The 21,370-nt window shown below is 70.0% G+C and carries 19 protein-coding genes; 10 read left to right on the forward strand and 9 right to left on the reverse strand.

Translation table 11 applies throughout. The features are described 5' to 3' along the window. Positions 1-72: 72 nt before the first annotated feature. Positions 73-450 (reverse strand): hypothetical protein, encoded by a 378-nt coding sequence (locus H6A23_RS00715; RefSeq protein ID WP_204830285.1) that lies wholly within the window; start codon positions 448-450, stop codon positions 73-75. 201 nt (positions 451-651) lie between these two features. Between H6A23_RS00715 and H6A23_RS00720 the strand changes: the two genes are divergently transcribed. The 4 genes from H6A23_RS00720 to H6A23_RS00735 are packed head-to-tail and all read left to right on the forward strand — an operon-like array spanning position 652 to position 4,278. After that, positions 652-2,097, forward strand: coding sequence for an alpha/beta hydrolase-fold protein (locus H6A23_RS00720; protein ID WP_204830286.1), 1,446 nt, complete (start codon positions 652-654; stop codon positions 2,095-2,097). Beyond that, positions 2,098-3,324, forward strand: a complete 1,227-nt coding sequence (locus tag H6A23_RS00725) for an ATP-grasp domain-containing protein (protein ID WP_204830287.1) — start codon at positions 2,098-2,100, stop codon at positions 3,322-3,324. After that, positions 3,299-3,778 carry a GNAT family N-acetyltransferase gene (locus H6A23_RS00730; protein WP_204830288.1) on the forward strand — a complete coding sequence of 160 codons (480 nt, stop codon included), beginning with the start codon at positions 3,299-3,301 and terminating at the stop codon, positions 3,776-3,778. The genes H6A23_RS00725 and H6A23_RS00730 overlap by 26 nt, the downstream gene beginning before the upstream one ends. Next, positions 3,775-4,278 carry a pyridoxamine 5'-phosphate oxidase family protein gene (locus tag H6A23_RS00735; RefSeq protein ID WP_286165702.1) on the forward strand — a complete coding sequence of 168 codons (504 nt, stop codon included), beginning with the start codon at positions 3,775-3,777 and terminating at the stop codon, positions 4,276-4,278. Before H6A23_RS00730 ends, H6A23_RS00735 begins: the two co-directional genes overlap by 4 nt. A gap of 83 nt (positions 4,279-4,361) precedes the next feature. Here H6A23_RS00735 and epsC read toward each other — a convergent pair whose 3' ends face one another. The 5 genes from epsC to H6A23_RS00760 all read right to left on the reverse strand — a co-directional run bounded on the left by epsC (position 4,362) and on the right by H6A23_RS00760 (position 8,881). Beyond that, positions 4,362-5,012 carry a serine O-acetyltransferase EpsC gene (gene epsC / locus H6A23_RS00740; protein ID WP_286165703.1) on the reverse strand — a complete coding sequence of 217 codons (651 nt, stop codon included), beginning with the start codon at positions 5,010-5,012 and terminating at the stop codon, positions 4,362-4,364. Next, positions 5,012-5,923 (reverse strand): cysteine synthase A, encoded by a 912-nt coding sequence (gene cysK, locus H6A23_RS00745; RefSeq protein ID WP_204830289.1) that lies wholly within the window; start codon positions 5,921-5,923, stop codon positions 5,012-5,014. Before cysK ends, epsC begins: the two co-directional genes overlap by 1 nt. 147 nt (positions 5,924-6,070) lie before the next feature. After that, positions 6,071-6,505, reverse strand: coding sequence for an aminoacyl-tRNA hydrolase (gene pth2 / locus H6A23_RS00750; protein WP_204830290.1), 435 nt, complete (start codon positions 6,503-6,505; stop codon positions 6,071-6,073). A gap of 44 nt (positions 6,506-6,549) precedes the next feature. Further along, a complete protein-coding gene (locus H6A23_RS00755) occupies positions 6,550-7,728 on the reverse strand; it encodes a cation diffusion facilitator family transporter (protein ID WP_204830291.1) in 1,179 nt (392 codons plus the stop codon). A 49-nt stretch (positions 7,729-7,777) separates the two neighbouring features. Next, the gene (locus H6A23_RS00760; RefSeq protein WP_204830292.1) at positions 7,778-8,881 is read right to left on the reverse strand and encodes an acyltransferase family protein; all 1,104 of its coding nucleotides are present in this window, start codon (positions 8,879-8,881) and stop codon (positions 7,778-7,780) included. Between the two features lie 214 nt (positions 8,882-9,095). On the opposite strand from H6A23_RS00760, the gene H6A23_RS00765 reads away from it, so the two are divergent. From H6A23_RS00765 to H6A23_RS00780, 4 genes are all read left to right on the forward strand, one after another. Then, entirely contained in the window at positions 9,096-9,614 is a 519-nt protein-coding gene (locus H6A23_RS00765; RefSeq protein WP_204830293.1) for a prepilin peptidase, read from the forward strand. Positions 9,615-9,912: 298 nt separating this feature from the next. Then, positions 9,913-10,782: a methylenetetrahydrofolate reductase gene (locus H6A23_RS00770; RefSeq protein WP_204830294.1), complete on the forward strand. Its 870-nt coding sequence runs from the start codon at positions 9,913-9,915 to the stop codon at positions 10,780-10,782. 3 nt (positions 10,783-10,785) lie between these two features. Next, a complete protein-coding gene (locus tag H6A23_RS11625) occupies positions 10,786-11,496 on the forward strand; it encodes a vitamin B12 dependent-methionine synthase activation domain-containing protein (protein WP_204830295.1) in 711 nt (236 codons plus the stop codon). Between the two features lie 325 nt (positions 11,497-11,821). After that, positions 11,822-14,260: a homocysteine S-methyltransferase family protein gene (locus H6A23_RS00780; protein WP_204830296.1), complete on the forward strand. Its 2,439-nt coding sequence runs from the start codon at positions 11,822-11,824 to the stop codon at positions 14,258-14,260. Between the two features lie 28 nt (positions 14,261-14,288). Here the strand turns inward: H6A23_RS00780 and H6A23_RS00785 are convergent, their stop codons facing one another. Further along, positions 14,289-14,834 (reverse strand): TetR/AcrR family transcriptional regulator, encoded by a 546-nt coding sequence (locus tag H6A23_RS00785; RefSeq protein WP_204830297.1) that lies wholly within the window; start codon positions 14,832-14,834, stop codon positions 14,289-14,291. A gap of 174 nt (positions 14,835-15,008) precedes the next feature. Between H6A23_RS00785 and H6A23_RS00790 the strand changes: the two genes are divergently transcribed. Together H6A23_RS00790 and H6A23_RS00795 are read left to right on the forward strand one after the other, a co-directional pair. Next, positions 15,009-15,710, forward strand: coding sequence for an ABC transporter ATP-binding protein (locus H6A23_RS00790; RefSeq protein ID WP_204830298.1), 702 nt, complete (start codon positions 15,009-15,011; stop codon positions 15,708-15,710). 15 nt (positions 15,711-15,725) lie between these two features. Continuing rightward, positions 15,726-19,703: an FtsX-like permease family protein gene (locus H6A23_RS00795; protein WP_353652985.1), complete on the forward strand. Its 3,978-nt coding sequence runs from the start codon at positions 15,726-15,728 to the stop codon at positions 19,701-19,703. A 194-nt stretch (positions 19,704-19,897) separates the two neighbouring features. Here the strand turns inward: H6A23_RS00795 and H6A23_RS00800 are convergent, their stop codons facing one another. Together H6A23_RS00800 and H6A23_RS00805 are read right to left on the reverse strand one after the other, a co-directional pair. Beyond that, positions 19,898-20,668, reverse strand: coding sequence for an amino acid ABC transporter ATP-binding protein (locus tag H6A23_RS00800; protein ID WP_204830299.1), 771 nt, complete (start codon positions 20,666-20,668; stop codon positions 19,898-19,900). Continuing rightward, on the reverse strand, positions 20,661-21,314 hold the full coding sequence (locus tag H6A23_RS00805; RefSeq protein ID WP_435793489.1) for an amino acid ABC transporter permease: 654 nt from the start codon (positions 21,312-21,314) through the stop codon (positions 20,661-20,663). The genes H6A23_RS00800 and H6A23_RS00805 overlap by 8 nt, the downstream gene beginning before the upstream one ends. Positions 21,315-21,370: the final 56 nt, after the last annotated feature.

Here is a 21,370-nt window from a genome sequence, read left to right on the forward strand (position 1 = left end):
CCTCTCTGCTCTTCTGGGCGGTGAGCCAATCAGAAAGGGTAACACGCCTTACCCGCGCCCCCGTCTCAGAACCTACCGGACGAGCAAAACGAGCATCTCCACCACGGTTCCCGCCGCAAGAAGGACCACGGCCGCGAAGCAGATGGCCACCTCCCAGGGAAGGCCGACCTCGCGCCAGAACGCGCGCGGGGCGTCGTCCTCGTTGGGGGACGCGGCGCCGTCTGCCCGCTCGCGCCCGGAGACGAGAAGCCCGCACCCGCCCACGACAAGGCAGAGCGCCCCCGTCACGTAGAGCAGCCTGCACGCCCAGTCGAGCCCGACCTTCCAGTCAAGCCCGTGGGTGAGGAGGGCAAAGACGAAGGCGACGGCGCCAAGCGCCAGCGCGGCGACGCCCCCAAGCCGAAGCGACCTCGCCGCGCCCGCAAGCACCCGCCGTGTTTTGTCCCTCATGAGGCCCCCCGTTGTCCTGCGGCCGCTGCCTGCGGCTTCTTGGGTATGGAGCATTGTGTTCCAGAAGCGCTCCCGGGCGCAAATCGAGGTCCGCATCGTTTCCATTTGGTACAGGCCTTACGCGCGAAATACACAGGCCGCGCCCATAAGCGCTAGAATACGGCTTTGCTTTTGATAGTCCGTGCTCACGGGGGAGTAACTATGGACAAGAAGATGGTCGTTCGTCACAGTGAGATCCTCGGCGAGGACCTCGATGTCATCGTGTACGGGTCTGCCGGCCAGCCGGTCATGGCGTTCGCGCCGCTCGGGCAGCGCCCGGAGAACCTCGAGGAGGTCGGACTCGTCGACGAGCTGGCCGACTACCTCGACGCCGGCGTGATCCAGCTCTTCTGCGTCAGCAACGTCGATGGCGAGTCCTGGGGCTCCGACGGCTACGCCGTCGAGCGCGCCGCCCGCCAGGAGGCCTACTACCAGGCGGTCTGCGAGGAGCTCGTCCCGCTCGTGGCCGAGGTGAGCGGCTCCGACGCGCGCCCGCTGGCGCTCGGCTTTGACATGGGCGCCACCCACGCCGCGATCTTCGCGCTGCGCCGCCCCGACCTCTTCCAGGGCTGCGTCTGTCTCTCGGGCGTCTACGACGCCAGCCGCTTCTTTGGCGACTGGATGGACGCCACGCTCTATGACAACACGCCGTGCGCGTTCCTTCCCAACATGCCGACCGACCACCCCTATATCGCGCTCTACAACCAGCGCCAGCTGCTGTTCTGCTGCGGCCAGGAGCCGAGCGAGGCCGAGAGCCTCCGCACCACGCGCGAGATCGACGCGCAGCTCCAGCGCCTGGGCGTCGAGGCGTGGTGCGACTACTGGGGCGGCGACGTCTCGCACACCTGGTTCTGGTGGAAGAAGCAGGTGCGCTACTTCATGCCCATCGTGCTCGAGGACGTGGAGAAGACCACGGCTGCCGAGCGCGAGGCCGCCGCAGCCGCCAAGAAGAAGGCACCTGCCCGCAAGCGCGCCGCAGCCAAGAAGCCGGCGGCGAAGAAGGTTGCCGAGAAGAGCGTGGAGAAGGTCGCCGAGAAGGACGCTGCGGTGACGGAGGAGAAGCCGGCCGCCAAGAAGCCGGCCGCGACGAAGAAGGCGGCCATCGCCAAGTCCGCCGCGGCCAAGAAGCCTGCCGCGGAGAAGGCCGCTGCCGCCACGGAGGAGAAGGTCGAGGCCGCCGCGGCCAAGAAGCCGGCCGCCAAGGCCACGACCAAGGCCGCTGCCAAGCCGGCCGCCGCGACCAAGGCCACCGCGGAGGACGCGCCCGCCGAGAAGAAGCCCGCCGCCACCAAGAAGGCTGCGGCCACCAAGACGACCGCCACCAAGATGACCGCCGCGAAGAAGCCCACGGCCACCAAGACGACTGCCACCAAGACGACTGCCACCAAGACGACTGCTACCAAGACGACTGCGGCCAAGACGACCGCTGCCGCCAAGACGACCGCTGCCGCCAAGACGACCGCTGCCGCCAAGACCGCTGCCGCCAAGCCCGCCGCCAAGGCGGCCGCACCCAAGGCCGAGGCCGCCGAGAAGCCCGCGGCCAAGAAGCCGGCCGCCAAGAGGACGACCCGCTCGGCCGCGAAGAAGCAGGACACGAGCGCCGAGTAAATGAACTTCGTCTTTGCCTCCCCGCAGTTCCCCGAGGTCTACTGGAAGTTCTGCGCCGCGCTCCGCCGCAACGGGGCGCGCGCCCTCGGGATTGGGGACACGCCCTACGACGCCCTGGCCCCCGAGGTCAGGGCGTCGCTCGATGAGTACTACTGGGTCTCCGACCTCGGGGACTACGACCAGGTCTTCCGCGCCGTCGCGTTCTTCTCGTTCAAGTACGGCAAGGTCGACTGGGTGGAGTCCAACAACGAGCACTGGCTCGCCCAGGACGCGCGCCTGCGCGAGGACTTCAACGTCCGCACAGGCCCGCTCCCGGCCCAGATCGCCGCATGGCAGAGCAAGGCCGCCCAGAAGCCGCTCTATGCCGCCGCCGGGGTCCCCACGGCCCGCCAGACGCGCCTCACCACCTTCGACGAGACGCGCTGGTTCATCGGGGAGATGGGCCACTTCCCCGTCTTCGCCAAACCGGAGGTCGGCGTGGGGTCGGGCGGGGCGCGCCTGCTCACGAGTGATGACGACCTTCGCGACCTCATCGCGGACCACGGGGACGTCCCGTATGTGGTCGAGCAGTACGTCGAGGGCGACATCTGCTCCTACGACGCCCTTCTCGACAGCCGGGGGGAGCCTCTGCTCGAGAACCAGGAGGAGTTCCCGCCCTCGATGGCCGACGTCGCGCAGCGGCAGCTCGACCTGAGCTATCGGTCCCTGCCGACCGTCGACCCGGCGCTCGCCCGGGCGGGCCGGGCGCTCGCGCGCTCCTTCGGCCTTGCGAGCCGCCTCGTGCACATGGAGTTCTTCCGCCTCGCGCACGACCGCCCCGGCCTGGGCGCCGCGGGCGACTACGTGGGGCTCGAGGTGAACGTCCGCCCGCCCGGGGGCTCGACCCCGGAGATGATCTGCCAGGCGCACGGCATCGACGTCTACCAGGCATGGGCGGACATGGTGTGCCATGACGAGCTTCGCTGCAAGCCGACGGGCGACCCGGCGGTCTGCGTCTATGCCGCCCGAAGGGACGTCCATCGGTACCGTCGCGCGCACGAGGAGATCATGGCGCGCTGGGGGGATGCCATCGTCTCGTGCGGACGCGTCCCCGCCGCGCTCTCGGATGACCTGGGGGACCAGCAGTACACGGCGCGCTTTGCGACCTCTGGGGAGGCCGACGAGTTTGTGGCGTACGTCCAGGAGAGGAGGCGCTTTGGCCATGATGGTCCGAAGGGCGAGAAGTGAGGACCTGCCCGGCGTGACGAGCCTGCTGCGGCAGGTGCTGGAGGTCCATGCCGCGGGGAGGCCCGACCTCTTTCGCGCGGGAACCCGCAAGTACACGGACGAGGAGCTGCTGGCGATCTTTGCCGATGACGCCCGCCCGGTCTTCGTGGCCGTGGAGGAGGGGGCGGCGCCGGGCGAGGTGCTCGGCCATGCGTTCTGCGAGGTCCAGGACTTCCGCTCGAGCAACAACATGCAGCCCATCCTTTCGCTCTACGTGGACGACATCTGCGTGGACGAGCGGGCCCGCGGGCGGCGCGTGGGGACGGCGCTCTATCGGCGTGTCGTCGAGCACGCGCGCGAGCTCGGGTGCCACAACCTGACGCTCAACGTGTGGTCGTGCAACCCCGGGGCGCGCGCGTTCTACGACGCGATGGGCCTCGTTCCGCAGAAGACGTGCCTGGAGCAGGTGCTATGACGGCACCGCGGGCGATGCGGCGCGCCCACCGCGAGGTGACGGACCTGGCTGAGCTGAGGTCGATCGTTGATAGGGCGCAGGTCCTGCACGTCGGCTCCGCGGACGACGAGGGCCCCTTCGTCGTGCCCATGAGCTTTGGCTACGAGGTGCTAGGCGAGAAGGACGACGAGCCGCGCTGGGTCTTCTGGATGCACTCGGCGGGCGAGGGGCGCAAGGCTGAGGCGTGGGATGCCGACCCCGTGGTGGCGCTCGAGCTCGACGTGCCCGCGGGCGTGATCGAGGGCGACTTCGCCTGCGCGTACTCGTATGCGTATGAGAGCGTCATGGCGGTCGGCGGCATTGCGCGCGTGCGCGACGCGGGCGAGAAGGTGCACGGTCTTGCGTGCATCATGGACCACATGGCCCCCGGCGCGCCCGTCTCATTCTCCGAGCCGGCGCTCGAGCGCGTGGCCGTGTGGCGCGTCGAGATCTCGCACCTCACGGGCAAGCGCCGGGCCTGACAGGGGCGACCTGACAAAGGTGACAGGGTCGTTTGTCATGATGACAAACGACCCTGTCACCTTTGTCAGGTCGCCCCTGCGTGCTACTTCTCCACGAGCCAGCTCTTGCCGGAGTCGTCGGTGACGCAGACCACGTCGTCGAAGAGGGGGCACTCGCGCGTGCGCACCACGCGGGCGGGGTTGCCCACGACGGTGGTGTGGGGCGGGACGTCGTCCACCACCACAGACCCCGCGCCCACGCGGGCGCCGTCGCCCACCGTGATGGTGCCGAGGAGGATGGACCCGGCCCCGACGAGCACGTTGTTGCCTAGGGTGGGGTGGCGCTTGCCGCCGTGCTTGCCGGTCATGCCGAGGGTGGCGCCGTGGTACATGAGGCAGTCGTCCCCGATGACGGCGGTCCCGCCGATGACCACGCCCACGCCGTGGTCGATGGTGAAGCGCCGGCCGATCTGGGCGGCGGGGTGAATCTCGGCCCCGTACCTGATGCGGGAGCGCGTGGCGAGCCAGAGCGCGAGCGAGCGGTGCCCACGCTCGTAGAGCCAGTGCTGGACGCGATAGGCGCGCACGATCCGATAGCCTGCCGAGAAGCGCGTGATGTCGGAGACGCTCTCCGCGGACGGGTCGCGCGCGAAGGCGGCCTGGGCGTCCTCGCGAATCATGGCGCGCAGCCCAAGCCGCGCGTTCTTCTCGCCCTGCGCCGGGCTGCTCGCGGTGGCCATGGCGACGGCGTCCATCAGAGGTCCATCGAGAGGTAGCGCTCGCCCGTGTCGGGCAGGACGGCGACGATCGTCTTGCCCTCCATGCCCGGGCGCTCGGCGAGCGAGAGGGCGGCCGCGACGGCCGCGCCCGAGGAGATGCCCACGAGGATTCCGAGCTCGCCGGCGAGCCGCTTCATCGTGGCGACGGCGTCGTCGGAGGCCACGGGCACGATCTCGTCCACGACGGAGCGGTCGAAGTTGCCGGGCACGAAGTTGGCGCCGATGCCCTGGATCTTGTGGGGTCCGGCCGCGCCGCCGGCGAGCACCTGCGACTCGGCGGGCTCCACGGCGACGGCGCGCACCTCGGGGTTCTTCTCCTTGAGGAAGCGCGCGGAGCCGGAGATGGTGCCGCCCGTGCCCACGCCGGCCACGAGGACGTCGATGGAGCCCTCGGTGTCCGCCCAGATCTCGGGGCCGGTGGTCTCGTAGTGCGCGCGCGGGTTGGCGGGGTTGTCGAACTGTCCCGCGATGATCGAGTTGGGGGTGGCCGCCGCGAGCTCCTCGGCCCGGGCGACGGCGCCCGCCATGCCCTCTGTGCCGGGCGTGAGCACGACCTCGGCACCGTAGGCCGCGGCGAGGCGGCGGCGCTCGACGCTCATGGTCTCGGGCATGGTGAGGATGAGGCGGTAGCCGCGGGCGGCGGCGACCATGGCGAGGCCGACGCCGGTGTTGCCGCTCGTGGGCTCGATGATGGTGCCCCCGGGGGCGAGGCGTCCCTCGCGCTCCGCGGCGTCGACCATGGCGCGGGCGACGCGGTCCTTCGCGGAGCCGCCGGGGTTGGCGGCCTCGAGCTTTCCGAGGATGGTGGCAGGGCTGCTGGTGAGGTCGGAGAGGTCCACCAGGGGGGTGGAGCCAACGAGGGCCTCGACGGTGCGCGCGTGACGCATGGGTGCCTCCTTTGGTATGTGTGCTGGCCGCGAGGTGGTCGCTGCGGCGACGCTCGCTGACGATAGGGTGGCACGTATAACCCCTGCGCGCAAGTAGGAATTACGGGGTCGAAACATGCCTAAAAGGGGACAGGCCCTTTTAGGCAACTAGTAGAGCGGGAGCTCGCCGGTCAGGGGGTCGATCGTCTCGGCGGGAAGCGGCTCGAAGGCGAGGCAGGTGTAGGTGGGCTCCCCATGGAACTCGGTGTGTCCGGCGTCGCGCACGAGCGCCACCGCAAGGCCGAGCTCGCGCCCGCGCGCGGCGAGGTCGAGCAGCGCCTCCTCGGAGTCCACGTAGACGCAGACCTTGGCCACCCCGGCGTCGAACCAGTCCGTGAGCGGGGAGCGGTCCGCCTCGTCATGCTCGAGCCACGCCCAGGCGTCCGTCGCGCGGAGCTGCCCCGCGCGGCCCTCGCGCACGAGCGCCATGAGGGTGGCCTCCACGCACGCGTGGCCCGCCTGCGCGGCAATCTTGCCCTTGCGCATCTTGAGGTCGCGGCGCATGACGATCATCTGCTTCGAGAGGTAGCTGCTGGACGGCATGGGGCTCCAATCTGTACGGGGCGAGACAGTGGGGGCGGGCGCGCCTACTGCCGGGAGGAGACGTAGGACTCGTCGACGGTGATCTTGCAGATGGCGCGCGGGTAGCGCTCGCGCACGAGCTCGGAGATGCGGGCGCGCAGCTCGGAGGCCGAAAGCGCGCAGTCGGCGGGCCGCACGCAGTCGAAGATCACGTTGGTGTGCGTGGGGCCGGGCACGCAGCGCAGGTCATGGATGGAGAGCCGCCGGTCGATGTCCTTCACGGCGAGGTCGATCCAGTGGCGCATGTCGCGCACCTTGGGGTCGTTGGTGACGATGGGGTCGTAGTGGAGCGTCATCACGAGCCCCTCGTCGTCCTTGAAGTCCTGCTCGATGTTGTCGAGCAGGTCGTGCTGGTCGAGCGGGTTGCCCTCGGCGGCCATCTCCACGTGCGCGCTCGCGAACTGCCGGCCGGGGCCGTAGTCGTGCACCATGAGGTCGTGCGTCCCGAGCACGCCGGGGTAGCTCATGATCTTGGAGCGGATGTGCTCGACGTAGACCGGGTCGGGGACCTTGCCCAGAAGCGGGCTCACGGCCTCGCGCACGAGGCCCACGCCGCTCCAGAGGATGAAGCCGCCCACGGCCAGGCCCGCCCAGCCGTCGAGGTCCACGCCGGTGAGCTGGGAGACGACGGCGGAGGCGAGGACCGCCGCCGTGGCGATGACGTCGTTTCTCGAGTCCACGGCCGTGGCCTCGAGGGTCTCCGATGAGATGGTGCGCCCAAGGCGCCGGTTGAACGCGGCCATCCAGAGCTTGACCGCCATGGACAGGACGAGCACCGCCACGACGGCCGGCCCGAACTCGGTGGGCTCGGGGTGCGCGATCTTGTTGGCCGAGCTCATGACGAGGTTGATGCCGATGGCGCACACGAGCACCGCCACGACGAGCCCGGCGAGGTACTCGTAGCGCCCGTGGCCGTAGGGGTGGTCCTCGTCGGCGGGGCGGCTCGCGAGCTTGAAGCCGAGCAGGCTCACCACGTTGCTCGAGGCGTCGGAGAGGTTGTTGACGGCGTCGGCCACGATGGAGACCGAGCCCGCCACCACGCCGACGGCGCCCTTGCCCAGGCAGAGCAGGGCGTTGCAGACGATGCAGGTGACGCTCGCCACGAGCCCGTAGCGCGTGCGGACCGTCGGGTCCCCCGTGTCCTCAGCGTTAGGGACAAACGTCCGTATCAGCCAGCCCGTCATGCCAATCCCCCCTGCCCATCTGCTCGGCAAGGGAGAAGTATACCCAGATTCAGCGGATGCGGACCGCCCTGAGCAGGGGAATCCTCACAAGCTGGTCGAAGGCGAGAAGAACGGCGAGAAGAACGGCGCTCCAGATGACGCCCGCGGCGAGAAGGGAGAGCTCCCCGTGGTCGAGCGCCGCGAGGCAGAGGTCCCAGCCGAAGGAGCGCCAGAGGGGGGAGAGGAGCGCCTGGGCGACGTAGAAGCCGAGGATGGACGAGGCGAGCCGGCGGACGAGCGCGGATGCGCGGGCGGGCATGCGCTCGTCGGTGCGCGCGGCGGCCGCGGCGACCGAGCAGACGGCGAGCGCAAAGGAGAGGGCGGAGGTCGACTTGAAGGAGAGCGCCTCGAGAAGGGCCGTGTTGCCCGCGAGCGCCGCCGCGGCCTCCACCGCCACGGACGCCGCCACGCAGCAGCTGAGCGCTCGTCCGGGCCGGCCGATCCTGCGCTCGGCGAGCGCGCCGCCCGCGAGAAACGCCACGAGGTAGCTGACGGCGCTCATGAGCTTGCGCCACTCGAGGAGGCCGCGGACCTCGTCTCCCGGAGAGACGAAGGCGATGTAGGCGTTGACGGCAAAGACGCAGGCGACGAGCGCCCAGACCACGGGGACGGGTCGGCGGACGCGGCGCCAGGCCCAGCCCATGAGCGGCGTGGCGAGCACGATAACGAGATAGACCCAGACGAACTCGAGCCAGGAGAGGATCCAGAGCGGGCTCTCGAGCGACAGCCCCTCGATGGGGGCGACCCAGGCGTCCACCGCGAGCGCGCCGAGGACGTAGAGCGCGACGGTCAGGAGGATGACGGCCGCGCGCCGGACGGTTCTTCTCGCTTGCTCGCGCCAGTAGCCGGGCTCGTCGGCGCCGGCCGCGGCGCGCGGTATGAGGAAGAGGCCCGATATGAGGAAAAAGACGTGGTTGCCGTATGCGCCGAGCAGGCTTATGCACCCAAGCGCCGCGAGCATGGCGGGGCTCGTCACCCAGACGTCCCAGGAGTCAGCCGTCGCGGCGGCAAACCATGGCTGGAAGGTGTGGAAGACGGCGATCGCGAGTATGGCCACGAGCCTGAGCGCCTCGATGCGGGCGTTGCGGGGGGCCTGGGCGTGCGCGGTCGTCATGAGGTCCTTTCGTCGGGGTGGGCTCAAGTATACGTCCGGGGGGCGGCCTTCCGCGAATCTGCCACGAATCTGACGCCGGGCGTCGGTTTTGAAAGAATGCCAGCTGAGAGGGCACAAATCGCCTCCTGGCACCGATCTTGGGCCGTGCGGGAGCGCCCCGCGGCGCGGCCTGGCCCCTTAGAATGCTCGCACGGTCCGGGAGAGGGGAGACGAGATGGCTCTTGTCGGCATGGTCGTCTGGGTGGCCTCGTGCGCCGCGCTCGCCGCGGCGCTCGGGCTCGCCGCGGCCGAGGACCTGGCACGCCGGGTCATACCAAATGGGTGCGTCGTCGCGGTCGCCGCCTCGGGGCTCGCCGCGGCGCTGTCCCGCGCGGCGGGAGGCGAGGCGGCGGCCCTTGCGGCGGCGCCCGCGGGCGCGCTCGCGACGCTTTCCGTGATGTTCGCGGCGGCGCTCGTCTCGTGGCGGGTGCGGGGCGCCCCCGGCGTCGGGGGCGGGGACATCAAGCTGCTCGCCGCGGCGGGGGTGTGGCTCGGGCCGGTCTGGGGGCTTGCGTGCGTGGCGCTCTCCTGCGCGGCGGCGCTCGCCCTCTGGGCGACGGTCCTGCTCGCGCGTCGGGTCGCGGCGGGCGGCGCCAGGCGCGGGCGCGGGGCCGTGGCGGGCGTGCCCCTCGCGCCGGGGATCGCCGCGGCGACGCTGGGGATCGTCCTTCTTGGCCTGCCGTGGCAGGCGTAGCCGCGCCGGCGTCCGCTCGCCGCGCGCCCGTCGTCAGAACCCGACGTAGAGGGCCTATGGCCTGCCGTCTGCGACTTTCTGCGCGCATATCGGGCGCGCGAGGGTTATATCTAGGGTGTCGCCTCCCGTGCCCCGCGCCGGGTGCGCGACGTATTCGGGCACGACGGCCCCCGACCGTCGTGCCTGGGAGACCCCCGCGGCGGGGCGGCGCGCCATGCCCGCCCCGCCGTCGCGTCATGTGCCGCGGCCCGCGAGCCGCGCGCGTGCCGCTAGAATAGGGGCGAGGAGAGGGGACACCATGAGGATCACAGACAAGCTATCCGCGCGGCAGACGTTCTCGTTTGAGATCTTCCCGCCGAAGGGCGAGCTGCCGCTCGAGACCGCCTATGCGGTGGCGAGCGAGATGGCGGCAGACCGCCCGGACTGGATCTCCGTCACGTACTCCGCCGGCGGCTCGGGCAACTCGGCCAACACCGTTCCCATTGCCGCCTCCATCGAGCGCGACCTCGGCATCACCGCGCTCGCGCACCTCACGTGCCTCGGCTCGACGCGCGCCGACGTGGACGCCTACGTGGCATCGCTCGCCGAGGCCGGCGTCGAGAACGTGCTCGCCCTGCGCGGGGACCGCGCCCCCGGGCGCGAGCCCATCGACTTCGAGCATGCCTCAGACCTGATCGCGCACCTGCGCTCCTCCGGCTCCGGCCTCTGCATCGGCGCCGCGTGCTACCCGGAGGGCCACGTCGAGTCGCCCACCGAGGAGGAGAGCTTCCGCTCGCTCTACCTCAAGCAGGAGGCGGGCGCCGACTACCTGGTCTCCCAGCTCTTCTTTGACAACGAGGACTTCTATCGCTTCCGCGAGAAGTGCCTGCGCCACCGCGTGCGCCTGCCCATCGTGGCGGGCATCATGCCGTTCACGAGCGTGAAGCAGATCCAGCGCATGGCCTTCACCTGCGGCGCCTCCATCCCGGCCAAGGTGGTCAAGCGGCTCGTGCTCGCCGGGGATGACCCGGCCGACCAGGCGCGCGCCGGCGTGGAGTATGCCTGCGAGCAGCTGGCCGACCTCGCCGCCAACGGCGTGGACGGCCTGCACGTCTACAGCATGAACAAGCCGTCCGTGGCGCACGCCGCCCGCGAGGCGCTCGTGGCCTGCGGATACCTGGGGGCCTAGCGCGTGGCCACCGTCGAGTCCTATGACGTCCGCTCGGTCGACCGCGGCGAGGTCCTGCGCTACCTCGGCTACGCCGGCCAGCCGATCACGCCCGAGCTGGACGCGCGCATCGACGAGGTCGTGGCGCGCTGCCTGGCCGCGTGCCGCCCCCGCGGCTCCTGGGGCGTCTTCGACGTGGCGGCGCGCGGCGAGAAGGGCGGCGTGCCCGTCATCTCGCTCGCGGGGACCTCGCTCGAGCTCCGCGGCCGCTCCATCGCCGAGCACCTGGACGGCGCCGTGGCGGTGGGTGCGCTCGCCGTGACGGTGGGGATGGGGGTCGAGGCCGAGCTCAGGCGCCTCTCGCTCACCGACCCGCTCGCGCAGGTGGTCTTCGACGCGGCGGGCACGGCCGCCGTGGAGCGCGCGGCCGACGCCGCGGAGGCGAGCGTGGTGGCCGAGGCCGCCTCGCGCGGGCTCTTCTGCGGGACGCGCTTCTCGCCGGGCTACGGCGACCTGCCGCTTGCGACCCAGCCCGCCCTTCTCGCCGCGCTCGACGCGCAGCGCGCCCTGGGTATCACGCTGTCCCGGGCGCTTCTGATGTCGCCCACCAAAAGCGTGACCGCCGTGGTGGGGCTCTTCGAGCGGCCGCGCGGCACCGCGCACGCCAGCTGCGCGGGCTGTCCCTGCCGGGACTTCTGCGTGCTGCTGCGCGCCGGGAGCACCTGCCGCGGCTGAGCGCGCGACGTGCGGAGGGGGCGCGTTGCGAGGGGCGGGGTTGTGGCGCCCGCCGGCGCGCGGGGGTTGCGAAAAACGGGGTTATGGCAATCGGTGCGTGGCGTCACCTGGGCGTTCTTATAGGCATGTTGCGGGATTTGGGGTAATGGCAGCGCGATTGCTGCCACAGCCCCGATTGAGGCAACGCCCCCGGACCGTGAATTGCCACGACCCAATTATCCGCAACGGGCGCGCGTTTCCTTGCCGGAAACCATCGGCTGCTAGGATGCTGTCGATAAGAACGTGCGATAAGAACGACCGAGAAGAACGTGCGCAAGGAGGCGCCATGACCAACGACGACACCCTCGCGGCGGCTCTCGCCGGGGACGGCTTTCTGCTCTTTGACGGGGCCATGGGCACCCAGCTGCAGGAGCGCGGGCTTGCCGCCGGGGAGCTGCCGGAGCTTCTGTGCCTCGAGCGCCCGGAGGTGGTGACGCAGATCCACGCCGCCTACGTGGCGGCCGGCTCCGACGTGGTGACCACCAACACCTTTGGCGCCAACGCGGAGAAGCTCGGCTCCGCGGCCACGGTCGAGGAGGTCTTCTCGGCGGCCGTCGCCTGCGCCCGCGCGGCGCGCCCGTGCTACGTGGCGGCCGACATCGGCCCCACGGGGCAGCTCCTCGCGCCGATGGGGACCCTCTCCTTCGATGACGCCTACGAGCTCTTTGCCCGCCAGGTGCGCGCCGCCCAGGCGGCGGGCGCGGACCTCTTCATCATAGAGACGATGGCCGACCTCGCCGAGGCCAAGGCCGCCCTGCTCGCCGTGCGGGAGAACTCGGACCTTCCGGCATTTGTCACGATGACCTTCCAGGAGGACGGGCGGACGTTTCTTGGCACCACGCCGGAGGTCGCGGCGCTCACGCTCTCCTCGCTCGGGGCGGCGGTCGTGGGCATCAACTGCTCGCTCGGCCCGGCCGAGGTGGCGCCGCTCGTGGCGCGCATGCTGCCCTGGGCGAGCTGCCCCGTGATGGTGCAGGCCAACGCCGGCCTGCCACACGTCGTGGGCGGCCGGACGGTCTTTGACATCGGCCCGGAGGAGTACGCCGCCGCCGTGGCGGGCATGCTGGACGCGGGCGTCACCATCGCGGGCGGCTGCTGCGGCACCACGCCGGCGCACATCGCGGCCGAGCGTGCGCTCCTTGCGGGACGTGCGCCCGTGCGGCGCGAGCGTCCCGACCGCTTTGCGGTGTGCGGCCCCCAGGGCCTCTGCGCGCTCGCGCCCGGCCAGGTGGGCGTCATCGGCGAGCGCATCAACCCCACGGGCAAGCGGAAGATGAAGGAGGCCCTGCGCTCGGGCAACCACGACCACGTGCTCGGCGAGGCCATCGCCCAGGAGGCGGCCGGCGCCCAGATCCTGGACGTCAACGCCGGCCTGCCCGAGATCGACGAGCGCGCCGTCATGTGCCGGCTTGTGGACGAGCTCCAGGGCGTGACCACGCTGCCGCTGCAGATAGACTCGGCGGACCCCGCGGTCATCGAGGCGGCCGTGCGCAGCTACCCGGGCAAGCCGCTCATCAACTCCACCAACGGCCGGGCCGACGTGCTCTCGGCCGTGGTGCCCATCGCCGCGCGCTACGGCTGCGCGCTCGTGGGGCTCACCCTGGACGAGGACGGCATCCCGCCCACGGCCGCGGGGCGCGTGGCCGTGGCGCGCAAGATCGTGGCCGCCGCGGACGCGGCCGGCATCCCGCGCCACGACGTCGTGATCGACTGCCTGGCCATGGCCGCCTCCACCGACCAGGCCGCGCCGCGCGCGATCCTCGACGCCATCCACGGCGTCAAGGCGGAGCTGCCGGGCGTGCGCTGCGTGCTCGGCGTCTCGAACATCAGCTTTGGCCTGCCGTTCCGCCCGCTTGTCAACGCCACCTTCCTCGCCGCCGCGCTCTCGGCTGGGCTTGACCTCGCGATCATCAACCCGGGGAGCCGGCGCATGATGGACGTGGTGGACTCCTGGCGCGTGCTCTCCGGCGAGGACGAGCAGGCGCGCTTCTACGTGGAGCACTACGCCGACCGCTCGGACGCCGCCCCCGCCGCCTCGGGGACGGGCGAGAAGGGCGCCCCGGCCGCGCCCGCCGCCGATGCGGGCCTGCCGGACGACCCCGTGGAGCGCATCCGCGCGCTCGTGCTCGCCGGCCGCGGCGGCCCCGTCCCCGACGCGGTGCGCGAGGTCCTTCTCGCGCATGACGCGCTCTTCGTCATCAACGAGGCCATCATCCCGGCGCTCGACGAGGTGGGACGGCGCTTTGAGGCGGGGACCTTCTTCCTGCCGCAGCTCATGGCGTCTGCCGAGGCGGCCAAGGCGGGCTTTGAGGTGGTGCGCGCGGCGAGCGAGAAGGACGGCGCGCCCGCGGGCGACAAGGGCACCGTGGTGGTGTGCACGGTGCGCGGCGACATCCATGACATCGGGAAGAACATCGTGCGCATGCTGCTCGAGAACTACGGCTTCGACGTCATCGACCTCGGGCGAGACGTGGCGCCCGAGACGGTGGCCGAGGTCGTGGTGGAGCGGCACGTGCGCCTGGCGGGGCTCTCGGCGCTCATGACGTCCACGGTGCCAGCCATGGCCGAGACCATCGAGCTCCTGCGCGAGCGCGCCCCGTGGTGCAAGGTCGTCGTGGGCGGCGCGGTGCTCACGCCCGAGTACGCGCGGATGGTGGGCGCGGACTACTATGCCAAGGACGCCACGGAGACCGCGCGCATCGCCGGCGAGGTGCTCGGGCGCTAGCCCGGGCCCGCCCGGGCCCCGGGGCGCCTCACATGACGATGCCGACCACGAGCTGGATGAGCTGGGCGATGGGCATGGGCCTGTCCTCGGCGGTCCAGGTGCGGATCACGGAGACGATCCCCGAGAGGTAGAACTCCCGGACGATGCGCTCAGCCTGCTCGCCGAGGGGCTCTGCCGGCAGGAAGAAGCGGTCCACGAGCGGGCTGATGATCTCCTTCAGCCGCTGGGTGAACGCCGGGTCGCCGTGGTCGCCGAGGAGCACCCGCGTGTAGTCGCGGGACTTCTCGGCGAGCCGGAGGATGAGGCTCATGTGCTGCGAGAAGTCGAGCCGGTCCCCCTGGAGCAGGCGCTTGTTGACCAGGTGGTCGATGACGCCGAGCACCTGCCCCTCGATCTCCTCCAGAAGCTCGTAGACGTCGTGGTAGTAGAGATAGAACGTGGCGCGGTTGTAGCCCGCGCGGTCCGTGATCTCGCGCACGGAGATCTTCTCGATGGGCCGCTCGCGGTAGAGCTCCCAGAACGCCTGGCGGAGGTTGGCCCGCGTCTGCTCGGTGACCTGCGGCTGCTTTCTCATGGATCCCCCGTCCCCGAGCGTGGAAAAGTGGCAGCCCCTCTTCCACGAGGTGGCTTCGTGCGCGCGGAGAGGACTCGACACTTGCGCACCCGGTGTCGAGCCGAGGTTCTTCTCGCCGGTTGGGACCAGTATACTTCCCTTTAGACAACACGCTGTCGAGTAATCGGAGATGGCATGTCCTACATCGAGTTTTCCGACGTGGTGCGCAGCTACGGCGAGGGCGGCGCCAAGATCAACGCCCTCGACGGCGCGAGCTTTGTCGTGGAGAAGGGCGAGCTCGCCGTCATCCTGGGCGCCTCCGGCGCCGGCAAGACCACGGCCCTCAACATCCTGGGCGGCATGGACTCCGCGACGTCGGGCACGGTCGTCGTGGGCGGGCGCGACATCAGCCACGCCAGCGAGAACGACCTCGTCATGTACCGGCGCGCCGACGTGGGCTTTGTCTTCCAGTTCTACAACCTCGTGCCCAACCTCACGGCGCTGGAGAACGTGGAGCTGGCGGCGCAGATCTGCCCCGACTCGCTCGACGCGGCGCAGACGCTCGAGAAGGTCGGCCTGGCGGAGCGCCTGGACAACTTCCCGGCCCAGCTCTCCGGCGGCGAGCAGCAGCGCGTCTCCATCGCGCGCGCCATAGCCAAGAACCCCAAGCTCCTGCTCTGCGACGAGCCCACAGGAGCGCTCGACTACGTCACCGGCAAGCAGATTCTGCAGCTCCTGCAGGACACCTGCCGGCGCGACGGCATCACCGTGATCATCGTCACGCACAACGCGGCGCTCGCCGACATGGCCGACCGCCTCATTCGCTTCAAGAGCGGGCGGGTGACGGACATGACCGTGAACCCCGACCCCAGGCCCATCGCCCAGATCGAGTGGTAGCGGGGCGAGAGGGACGTGGCGGCACGGGGCGGCATATCCCCTGCGTTTTCAAAGGACGTCCTGCGCACGGTGCGCGGGAGCCTGAAGCGCTTCGTGGCCCTCGCCACGATCACCGCGCTTGGCGTGACCATGCTCGTGGGCCTGCGCGCGGCATGCGTGGACCTGCGCAACTCCGCCGACGCCTTCTTTGACGATCAGGGCCTCTTTGACGTGCGGGTGCAGTCGACCCTCGGGCTCACGGACGAGGACGTGGACGCGCTCTCGCGTCTCGACGGCGTGGAGGCCGTCGAGGGGGGCTACGCCGAGACGTGCTACACGACGGTGGGCACCACCTCGGAGAAGGTGGACGTCAAGGCGCTTTCCGCCTCGGGAATGAACGAGCCGCTCGTGCTCGAGGGTCGCCTGCCCGAGTTCGCGGGCGAGGTGGCGGTGACCGCGCGCTACCTCAAGGACTCCGGCCTCTCCGTCGGGGACTCGGTGAGCTTCCACGGCGCCGACGACGGCGAGGAGTCCGGCGAGGATGAGTCCGCGCTCGACTCCGGCTCGAGTGAGGTCTTCGGGCGCGGGGACTACACGATCGTGGGGTCCGTGCTCGACCCGATGGAGATCAACGCGGGCGAGGGGACGATGTCCTTCCGTTCGAGCGGAGGCTCGCAGTACTCCTTCTTCGTGACGGGGGACGACGTCGTCGATCCGAGCGTCTATACCGTGGCGTACGTCATGGTCGAGGGGGCCGCCGACCCGCTCTGCTACTCGGCGGAGTACGAGGGCATCGTGGACGAGGTGCTCCAGAGCGTCGAGGATGCGCGCGCCGAGCGCGAGCGCGCCCGCGGGGAGCAGGTTCGCTCCGACGCCGCCGAGGAGGTGGACGACGCGGAGGCCGAGGCCCTCGAGGAGCTGGCCGAAGCCGAGCAGGAGCTCGTGGATGGGCAGGCGGAGCTCGACGAGGGGCGTGCCGAGGTCGCGGACGGCCAGCGCGAGCTCGACGAGCAGCGCGCGGACGCCCTCGCGCAGCTCGAGGACGCCCAGGATGCGATCGACGAGAACCTCCGCACGCTCGAGGAGGGCGCCGCGGAGTACGAGGACGGCCTCGCCGCGTATGAGCAGGGCCTCGCCGCGTACGAGGCGGCGCTTCCGGGCGCCGAGCAGCAGCTTCGAGACGGCCAGGCCCAGCTCGACGCCGTGCGCGCGAACATCTCCGGCGTCGAGGTCGCCGAGGGGGTCACGATAGGCGACCTCGAGGAGCAGCGCGACCAGGCCCAGGCGGCCGTGGACTCGCTCCCAGGGACCATCGCGTCGATTGACGCCACCGCCGAGGGCGTGGCGTCAGGACTCGAGCAGATATCGGAGGCGCTCAAGGGCCTTCTGGGAACGGACTTCGGGATCGGGGGGCTTGCGACGGAGGCGCGCGACGCCTGGGCGGCCGTGGTGGCCGTCGACCCGAGTGACGACGTGGCCGTCAGCGCCGCCGTGGGCGGGTACGCCGAGGTGCTCTCCCGGGCTTCGAAGACGCTCTCCGCCCTCTCGGGGCTCCTCGGGACCCAGATAGACCAGCTGGGCGTGAAGATTGCCGACCTCGACGGCCAGATCGAGGAGCTCGGCCGTGCCATCGAGGAGAACGAGGGGAAACTCGCGGACCTCACGAGCAGGATCGAGGAGCTTCAGGAGTCTGACCCCGAGTCTCCCGACCTCGAGGGACTTCTCAATCAGAAGATGGAGCTCGAGGGGACGCTCGGGGAGCAGCGGAAGAGCCGCGAGGACCTCCAGGGCCAGCGCGACGCCCTCCAGGGCCAGCTCGACACCTACGTCGGATACCAGACGAGCCTCGACCAGCTCATCTCCTTCGGAAGCGATGAGTCTGCGGACGGCCAGGGCGCCACGGCCCTGGCGAGCGGCCGCGTGCGGGCGCAGGCGGGCCTTGCCCAGGCCCAGGAGGGGCTCGACCGTCTCAACCCCGCGATCGAGCAGGCGAGGAGTGCCGTCGAGGCGGAGCTTGCCGCACGGCAGGCGGCCATCGACCAGGGCTGGCAGGAGCTCCGGAACGCCTATGCCGAGCTCGAGAGCGCCCGCGTCCTTCTCGCCCAGAGCGCGGAGCAGATAGCCGACGGGCGGGCCCAGCTTGCGGAGGGCCAGGCCGAGCTCGATCGCCAGCGCGCCGATGCCCTGGCACAGCTCGCCGACGCCCAGCGTCAGCTCGACGACGCCCTTGCGGAGATCGCCGATGGCCAGGCCGAGCTCGACGAGGGGCGCGCCACCTTCGAGCAGGAGCGCGACGACGCCCTCGCCGAGATTGCGGACGCCCGCGAGGAGATCGCGGACCTCCCCGACGCCACGTGGTACGTGCAGGACCGCTCGAGCCTCTCGAGCTACGCGAGCGTGGACTCCGACGCCTCCTCGATCGAGGCGATCGGCACCGTGATCCCCGTCGTGTTCTTCGTGGTGGCGGTGCTCATCAGCCTCACCACGATGACGCGCATGGTGGAGGAGGAGCGCGGGCTCATCGGCGTCTACAAGGCGCTCGGCTACGGCCGCGGGAGCATCCTCGCCAAGTACTCCCTCTACGCGCTGGCGGCGTGCCTCGTCGGGGGCGTGGTGGGCAACGTGCTCGGCTTCGTGGTGCTGCCGGCCATCATCTTCACGATCTTCTCGACCATGTACGCGCTGCCGGGGTTTAGCTACGGCTTTGACGCGGCGTGGGCGCTCGCGGCGTTTGCGCTCTTTGCCGCGGGCATCGTGGGCGCGACGCTTCTCACCTGCTGGCGGGAGCTCCACGAGTCGCCCGCCTCGCTCATGCGGCCCAAGGCCCCCAAGGCGGGCTCGCGCATCCTGCTCGAGCGCGTGGCGCCCGTGTGGCGCCGGCTCGGCTTCCTCAACAAGGTCACGGCGCGCAACCTCTTCCGCTACAAGCGCCGCCTCCTCATGACGGTCTTTGGCATCGCGGGGTGCGTGGCCCTGCTCATCACGGGCTTTGGCATCCGGGACACGGTCCTCTCGCTTCCCGGGCGCCAGTATGGGGATGCCGGCGTGACCCGCTACGACCTCATGGCCGTGACCTCGGCGGACGACCTCGACTCTGCGGTGGCCGACCTCGAGGGGAGCCCCGAGGTCGAGGACGTGCTGCGCGTCTCCATCGACAGCCTCACCGTGAGCTATGGCGACTCCAAGGAGAGCGTCTCGCTCATCGTGGTCCCGGATGACGTCGACCTGTCGGGCTACGTGCGGCTCGTGGACGAGTCCGGGCAGCCCATGGCGCTCCCGGAGGACGGGGCCGTTATCACCAAGAACGCCGAGCAGGTCATGGGCTTCTCGCTCGGTGACGAGCTTCATCTCCAGGACTCCACGCTTGCTGAGGGGACGACGCCTGCGGCCGGCATCGCAATGGGCTATCTGGGCAACACGCTCTACATGACCGAGAGCGCCTACGAGGCCGCCTTCGGCGCGCCCTGCGAGCAGAACGGCGTGCTCGCGCACCTCTCAGGGGGCGCCGACGAGCAGATTGCCTTCTCCGAGGGGCTTACCGAGGACGGTCGCTACCTCTCGGTGGTCTCCACGCAGAAGCTCGTGAATGACTTCTCGAGCGCGTTCACGCTCATCAACACCGTGGTCTACGTGGTCATCGTGCTGGCGGCGGCGCTCTCGTTCACGGTGGTCTTTACGCTCTCCAACACCAATATCTCCGAGCGCGAGCGCGAGCTCGCCACCATCAAGGTGCTTGGCTTCAGGCGGCCCGAGGTGCATCGCTACATCAACAAGGAGACGCTCATCCTCACGGCGATCGGCATCGTGGTCGGGCTTCCGATGGGCTATGTGCTGGCCCGCTCGCTCACGTGGATCCTCCGCATGCCGTCCCTTTACTTTGACGTGGTCGTGGACCCGCTCACGTATGCAATCTCCGCGGCGATGGCCTTCGCGTTCACGCTGATGGTGAACCTCATCACCAACCGCTCCCTCGATCGCATCGACATGGTGGGCGCCCTCAAGTCCGCCGAGTGACCTGGCAAGGGCGACCTGACAAGGGTGACGGGGGCGTTGCCATGGTTTTCATGACAAACGCCCCCGTCACCCTTGTCAGGTCGCCTCCGTCAGTTCGAGTGCGGTCTGGCTGAGTGACAGCTTTTGTACGGATGAGGCCCCCTCGGGGGCCTCGTTTATCCGAAAGCTGTCACTCGCCGTGGGGTGCCCTTTTGCTACTCGCGCTGGGCGAGAAACGCGCGGGTGCGCTCCTCGCGCGGGTGCTCGATGACCTGCTCGGCCGGGCCCTGCTCTACGATGACGCCGCCGTCCATGAAGACCACGCGGTCCGCGACCTCGCGGGCGAAGCCCATCTCGTGCGTGACGATCACGAGCGTCATGTTCTCTGCCGCAAGCTCCTTGATGACGCGCAGGACCTCGGCCGTGAGCTCGGGGTCGAGGGCGCTCGTGGGCTCGTCGAAGTAGACGATGTCGGGGTGCATGGCCAGGGCGCGGGCGATGCTCGCGCGCTGCTGCTGGCCGCCGGAGAGCTGGCAGGGCACCTTGTCCTCGTTGCCGGCGAGCCCCATCTTGGCAAGAAGGGCACGGGCCTCCGCCTCGGCCTCGGCGCGGTCGCGCCCCCGCACGCACACGGGCGCGTCCATGACGTTGCGCAGCACCGAGAAGTGCGGGAAGAGGTTGTAGTTCTGGAACACCAGGCCAAAGCGCTGGCGGGCCTGGGCGAGCACGTTCTTGTCGCCATATGCGCCTCCGTGGGCGACGGTCACGTCCTCGTAGGAGAGGTCGCCGTCATCCAGGCGCTCGAGCAGCGTGAGGCAGCGCAGCAGGGTTGACTTGCCGCCGCCCGAGGGGCCGATGATGGCCACGACCTCGCCGGGGCTCACGGAGAGCGAGATGTCACGCAGGACCTCCACGTCGCCGAAGCTCTTGCGCGCGTGCTCGAGGGAGACGACGGGACGCGCCTCGTTCTTCTCGGCGTTAGTCATGGTAGTAGCTCAGCTTTCTCTCGATGCGCCCGGCCACGAAGTCGACGAGCAGGTTGAAGACCCAGTAGAAGGCTGCCGCGATGGCGAAGGGCAGCATGCTCACCTGGCTTGCGACGAGCTGCTTGGCCACGGTGAACATCTCGATGACGCCGATGGAGAAGGCGAGCGAGGTGTCCTTAACGAGCGTGATGACCTCGTTGGTCATGGCGGGCATGATGCGCTTGACCACCTGCGGCAGCACGATGCGCACGAACGTCTGCGCCTTGGAGTAGCCGAGGACCTCGGCCGCCTCGTGCTGGCCTTGTGGGATGGACTGGATGCCGGAGCGGTAGATCTCGGCGAAGTAGGCGGCGTAGTTGACGATGAAGGCCACGATGGTGGCGTACCACTTGCTGTCGGTGGTGAGGCTGATGCCAAAGACGTAGTACGGCACGAAGTAGATGGCAAACATCTGCAGCATGAGCGGGGTGCCGCGCATGAGGGAGATGTAGAAGCGGGCGAGGAGCGCGAGCGGCCTCACGCGGCTCATGCGGGCGAAGGCGACGAGCATGCCAAGGGGCAGTGACCCCACGAGGGTGAAGAGGAATATCTGCAGGCTGACGAGGAATCCCTCGGCAAGCATGCCGGTCATGGTAAGCGCGTCCACGCTGCTCCTTTCACGACCAGGATGCCTAAAAGGGGACAGGCCCCTTTTAGGCATCC

The organism is Olsenella uli (genome assembly GCF_016900775.1).
Classification (GTDB): domain Bacteria; phylum Actinomycetota; class Coriobacteriia; order Coriobacteriales; family Atopobiaceae; genus Thermophilibacter; species Thermophilibacter uli_A.

Excerpts from the sequence above, each read along its gene's own strand:
- H6A23_RS00785 (WP_204830297.1), bottom strand. The coding sequence starts at position 14,834 with ATGAGAAAGCAGCCGCAGGTCACCGAGCAGACGCGGGCCAACCTCCGC.
- pth2 (WP_204830290.1), bottom strand. The coding sequence starts at position 6,505 with ATGCCGTCCAGCAGCTACCTCTCGAAGCAGATGATCGTCATGCGCCGC.
- H6A23_RS00780 (WP_204830296.1), top strand. The coding sequence starts at position 11,822 with ATGACCAACGACGACACCCTCGCGGCGGCTCTCGCCGGGGACGGCTTT.
- H6A23_RS00730 (WP_204830288.1), top strand. The coding sequence starts at position 3,299 with ATGATGGTCCGAAGGGCGAGAAGTGAGGACCTGCCCGGCGTGACGAGC.
- H6A23_RS00765 (WP_204830293.1), top strand. The coding sequence starts at position 9,096 with ATGGCTCTTGTCGGCATGGTCGTCTGGGTGGCCTCGTGCGCCGCGCTC.
- H6A23_RS00760 (WP_204830292.1), bottom strand. The coding sequence starts at position 8,881 with ATGACGACCGCGCACGCCCAGGCCCCCCGCAACGCCCGCATCGAGGCG.
- cysK (WP_204830289.1), bottom strand. The coding sequence starts at position 5,923 with ATGCGTCACGCGCGCACCGTCGAGGCCCTCGTTGGCTCCACCCCCCTG.
- H6A23_RS00770 (WP_204830294.1), top strand. The coding sequence starts at position 9,913 with ATGAGGATCACAGACAAGCTATCCGCGCGGCAGACGTTCTCGTTTGAG.
- H6A23_RS00720 (WP_204830286.1), top strand. The coding sequence starts at position 652 with ATGGACAAGAAGATGGTCGTTCGTCACAGTGAGATCCTCGGCGAGGAC.
- H6A23_RS00755 (WP_204830291.1), bottom strand. The coding sequence starts at position 7,728 with ATGACGGGCTGGCTGATACGGACGTTTGTCCCTAACGCTGAGGACACG.
- H6A23_RS00715 (WP_204830285.1), bottom strand. The coding sequence starts at position 450 with ATGAGGGACAAAACACGGCGGGTGCTTGCGGGCGCGGCGAGGTCGCTT.
- H6A23_RS00790 (WP_204830298.1), top strand. The coding sequence starts at position 15,009 with ATGTCCTACATCGAGTTTTCCGACGTGGTGCGCAGCTACGGCGAGGGC.
- epsC (WP_286165703.1), bottom strand. The coding sequence starts at position 5,012 with ATGGACGCCGTCGCCATGGCCACCGCGAGCAGCCCGGCGCAGGGCGAG.
- H6A23_RS00725 (WP_204830287.1), top strand. The coding sequence starts at position 2,098 with ATGAACTTCGTCTTTGCCTCCCCGCAGTTCCCCGAGGTCTACTGGAAG.
- H6A23_RS00735 (WP_286165702.1), top strand. The coding sequence starts at position 3,775 with ATGACGGCACCGCGGGCGATGCGGCGCGCCCACCGCGAGGTGACGGAC.
- H6A23_RS00800 (WP_204830299.1), bottom strand. The coding sequence starts at position 20,668 with ATGACTAACGCCGAGAAGAACGAGGCGCGTCCCGTCGTCTCCCTCGAG.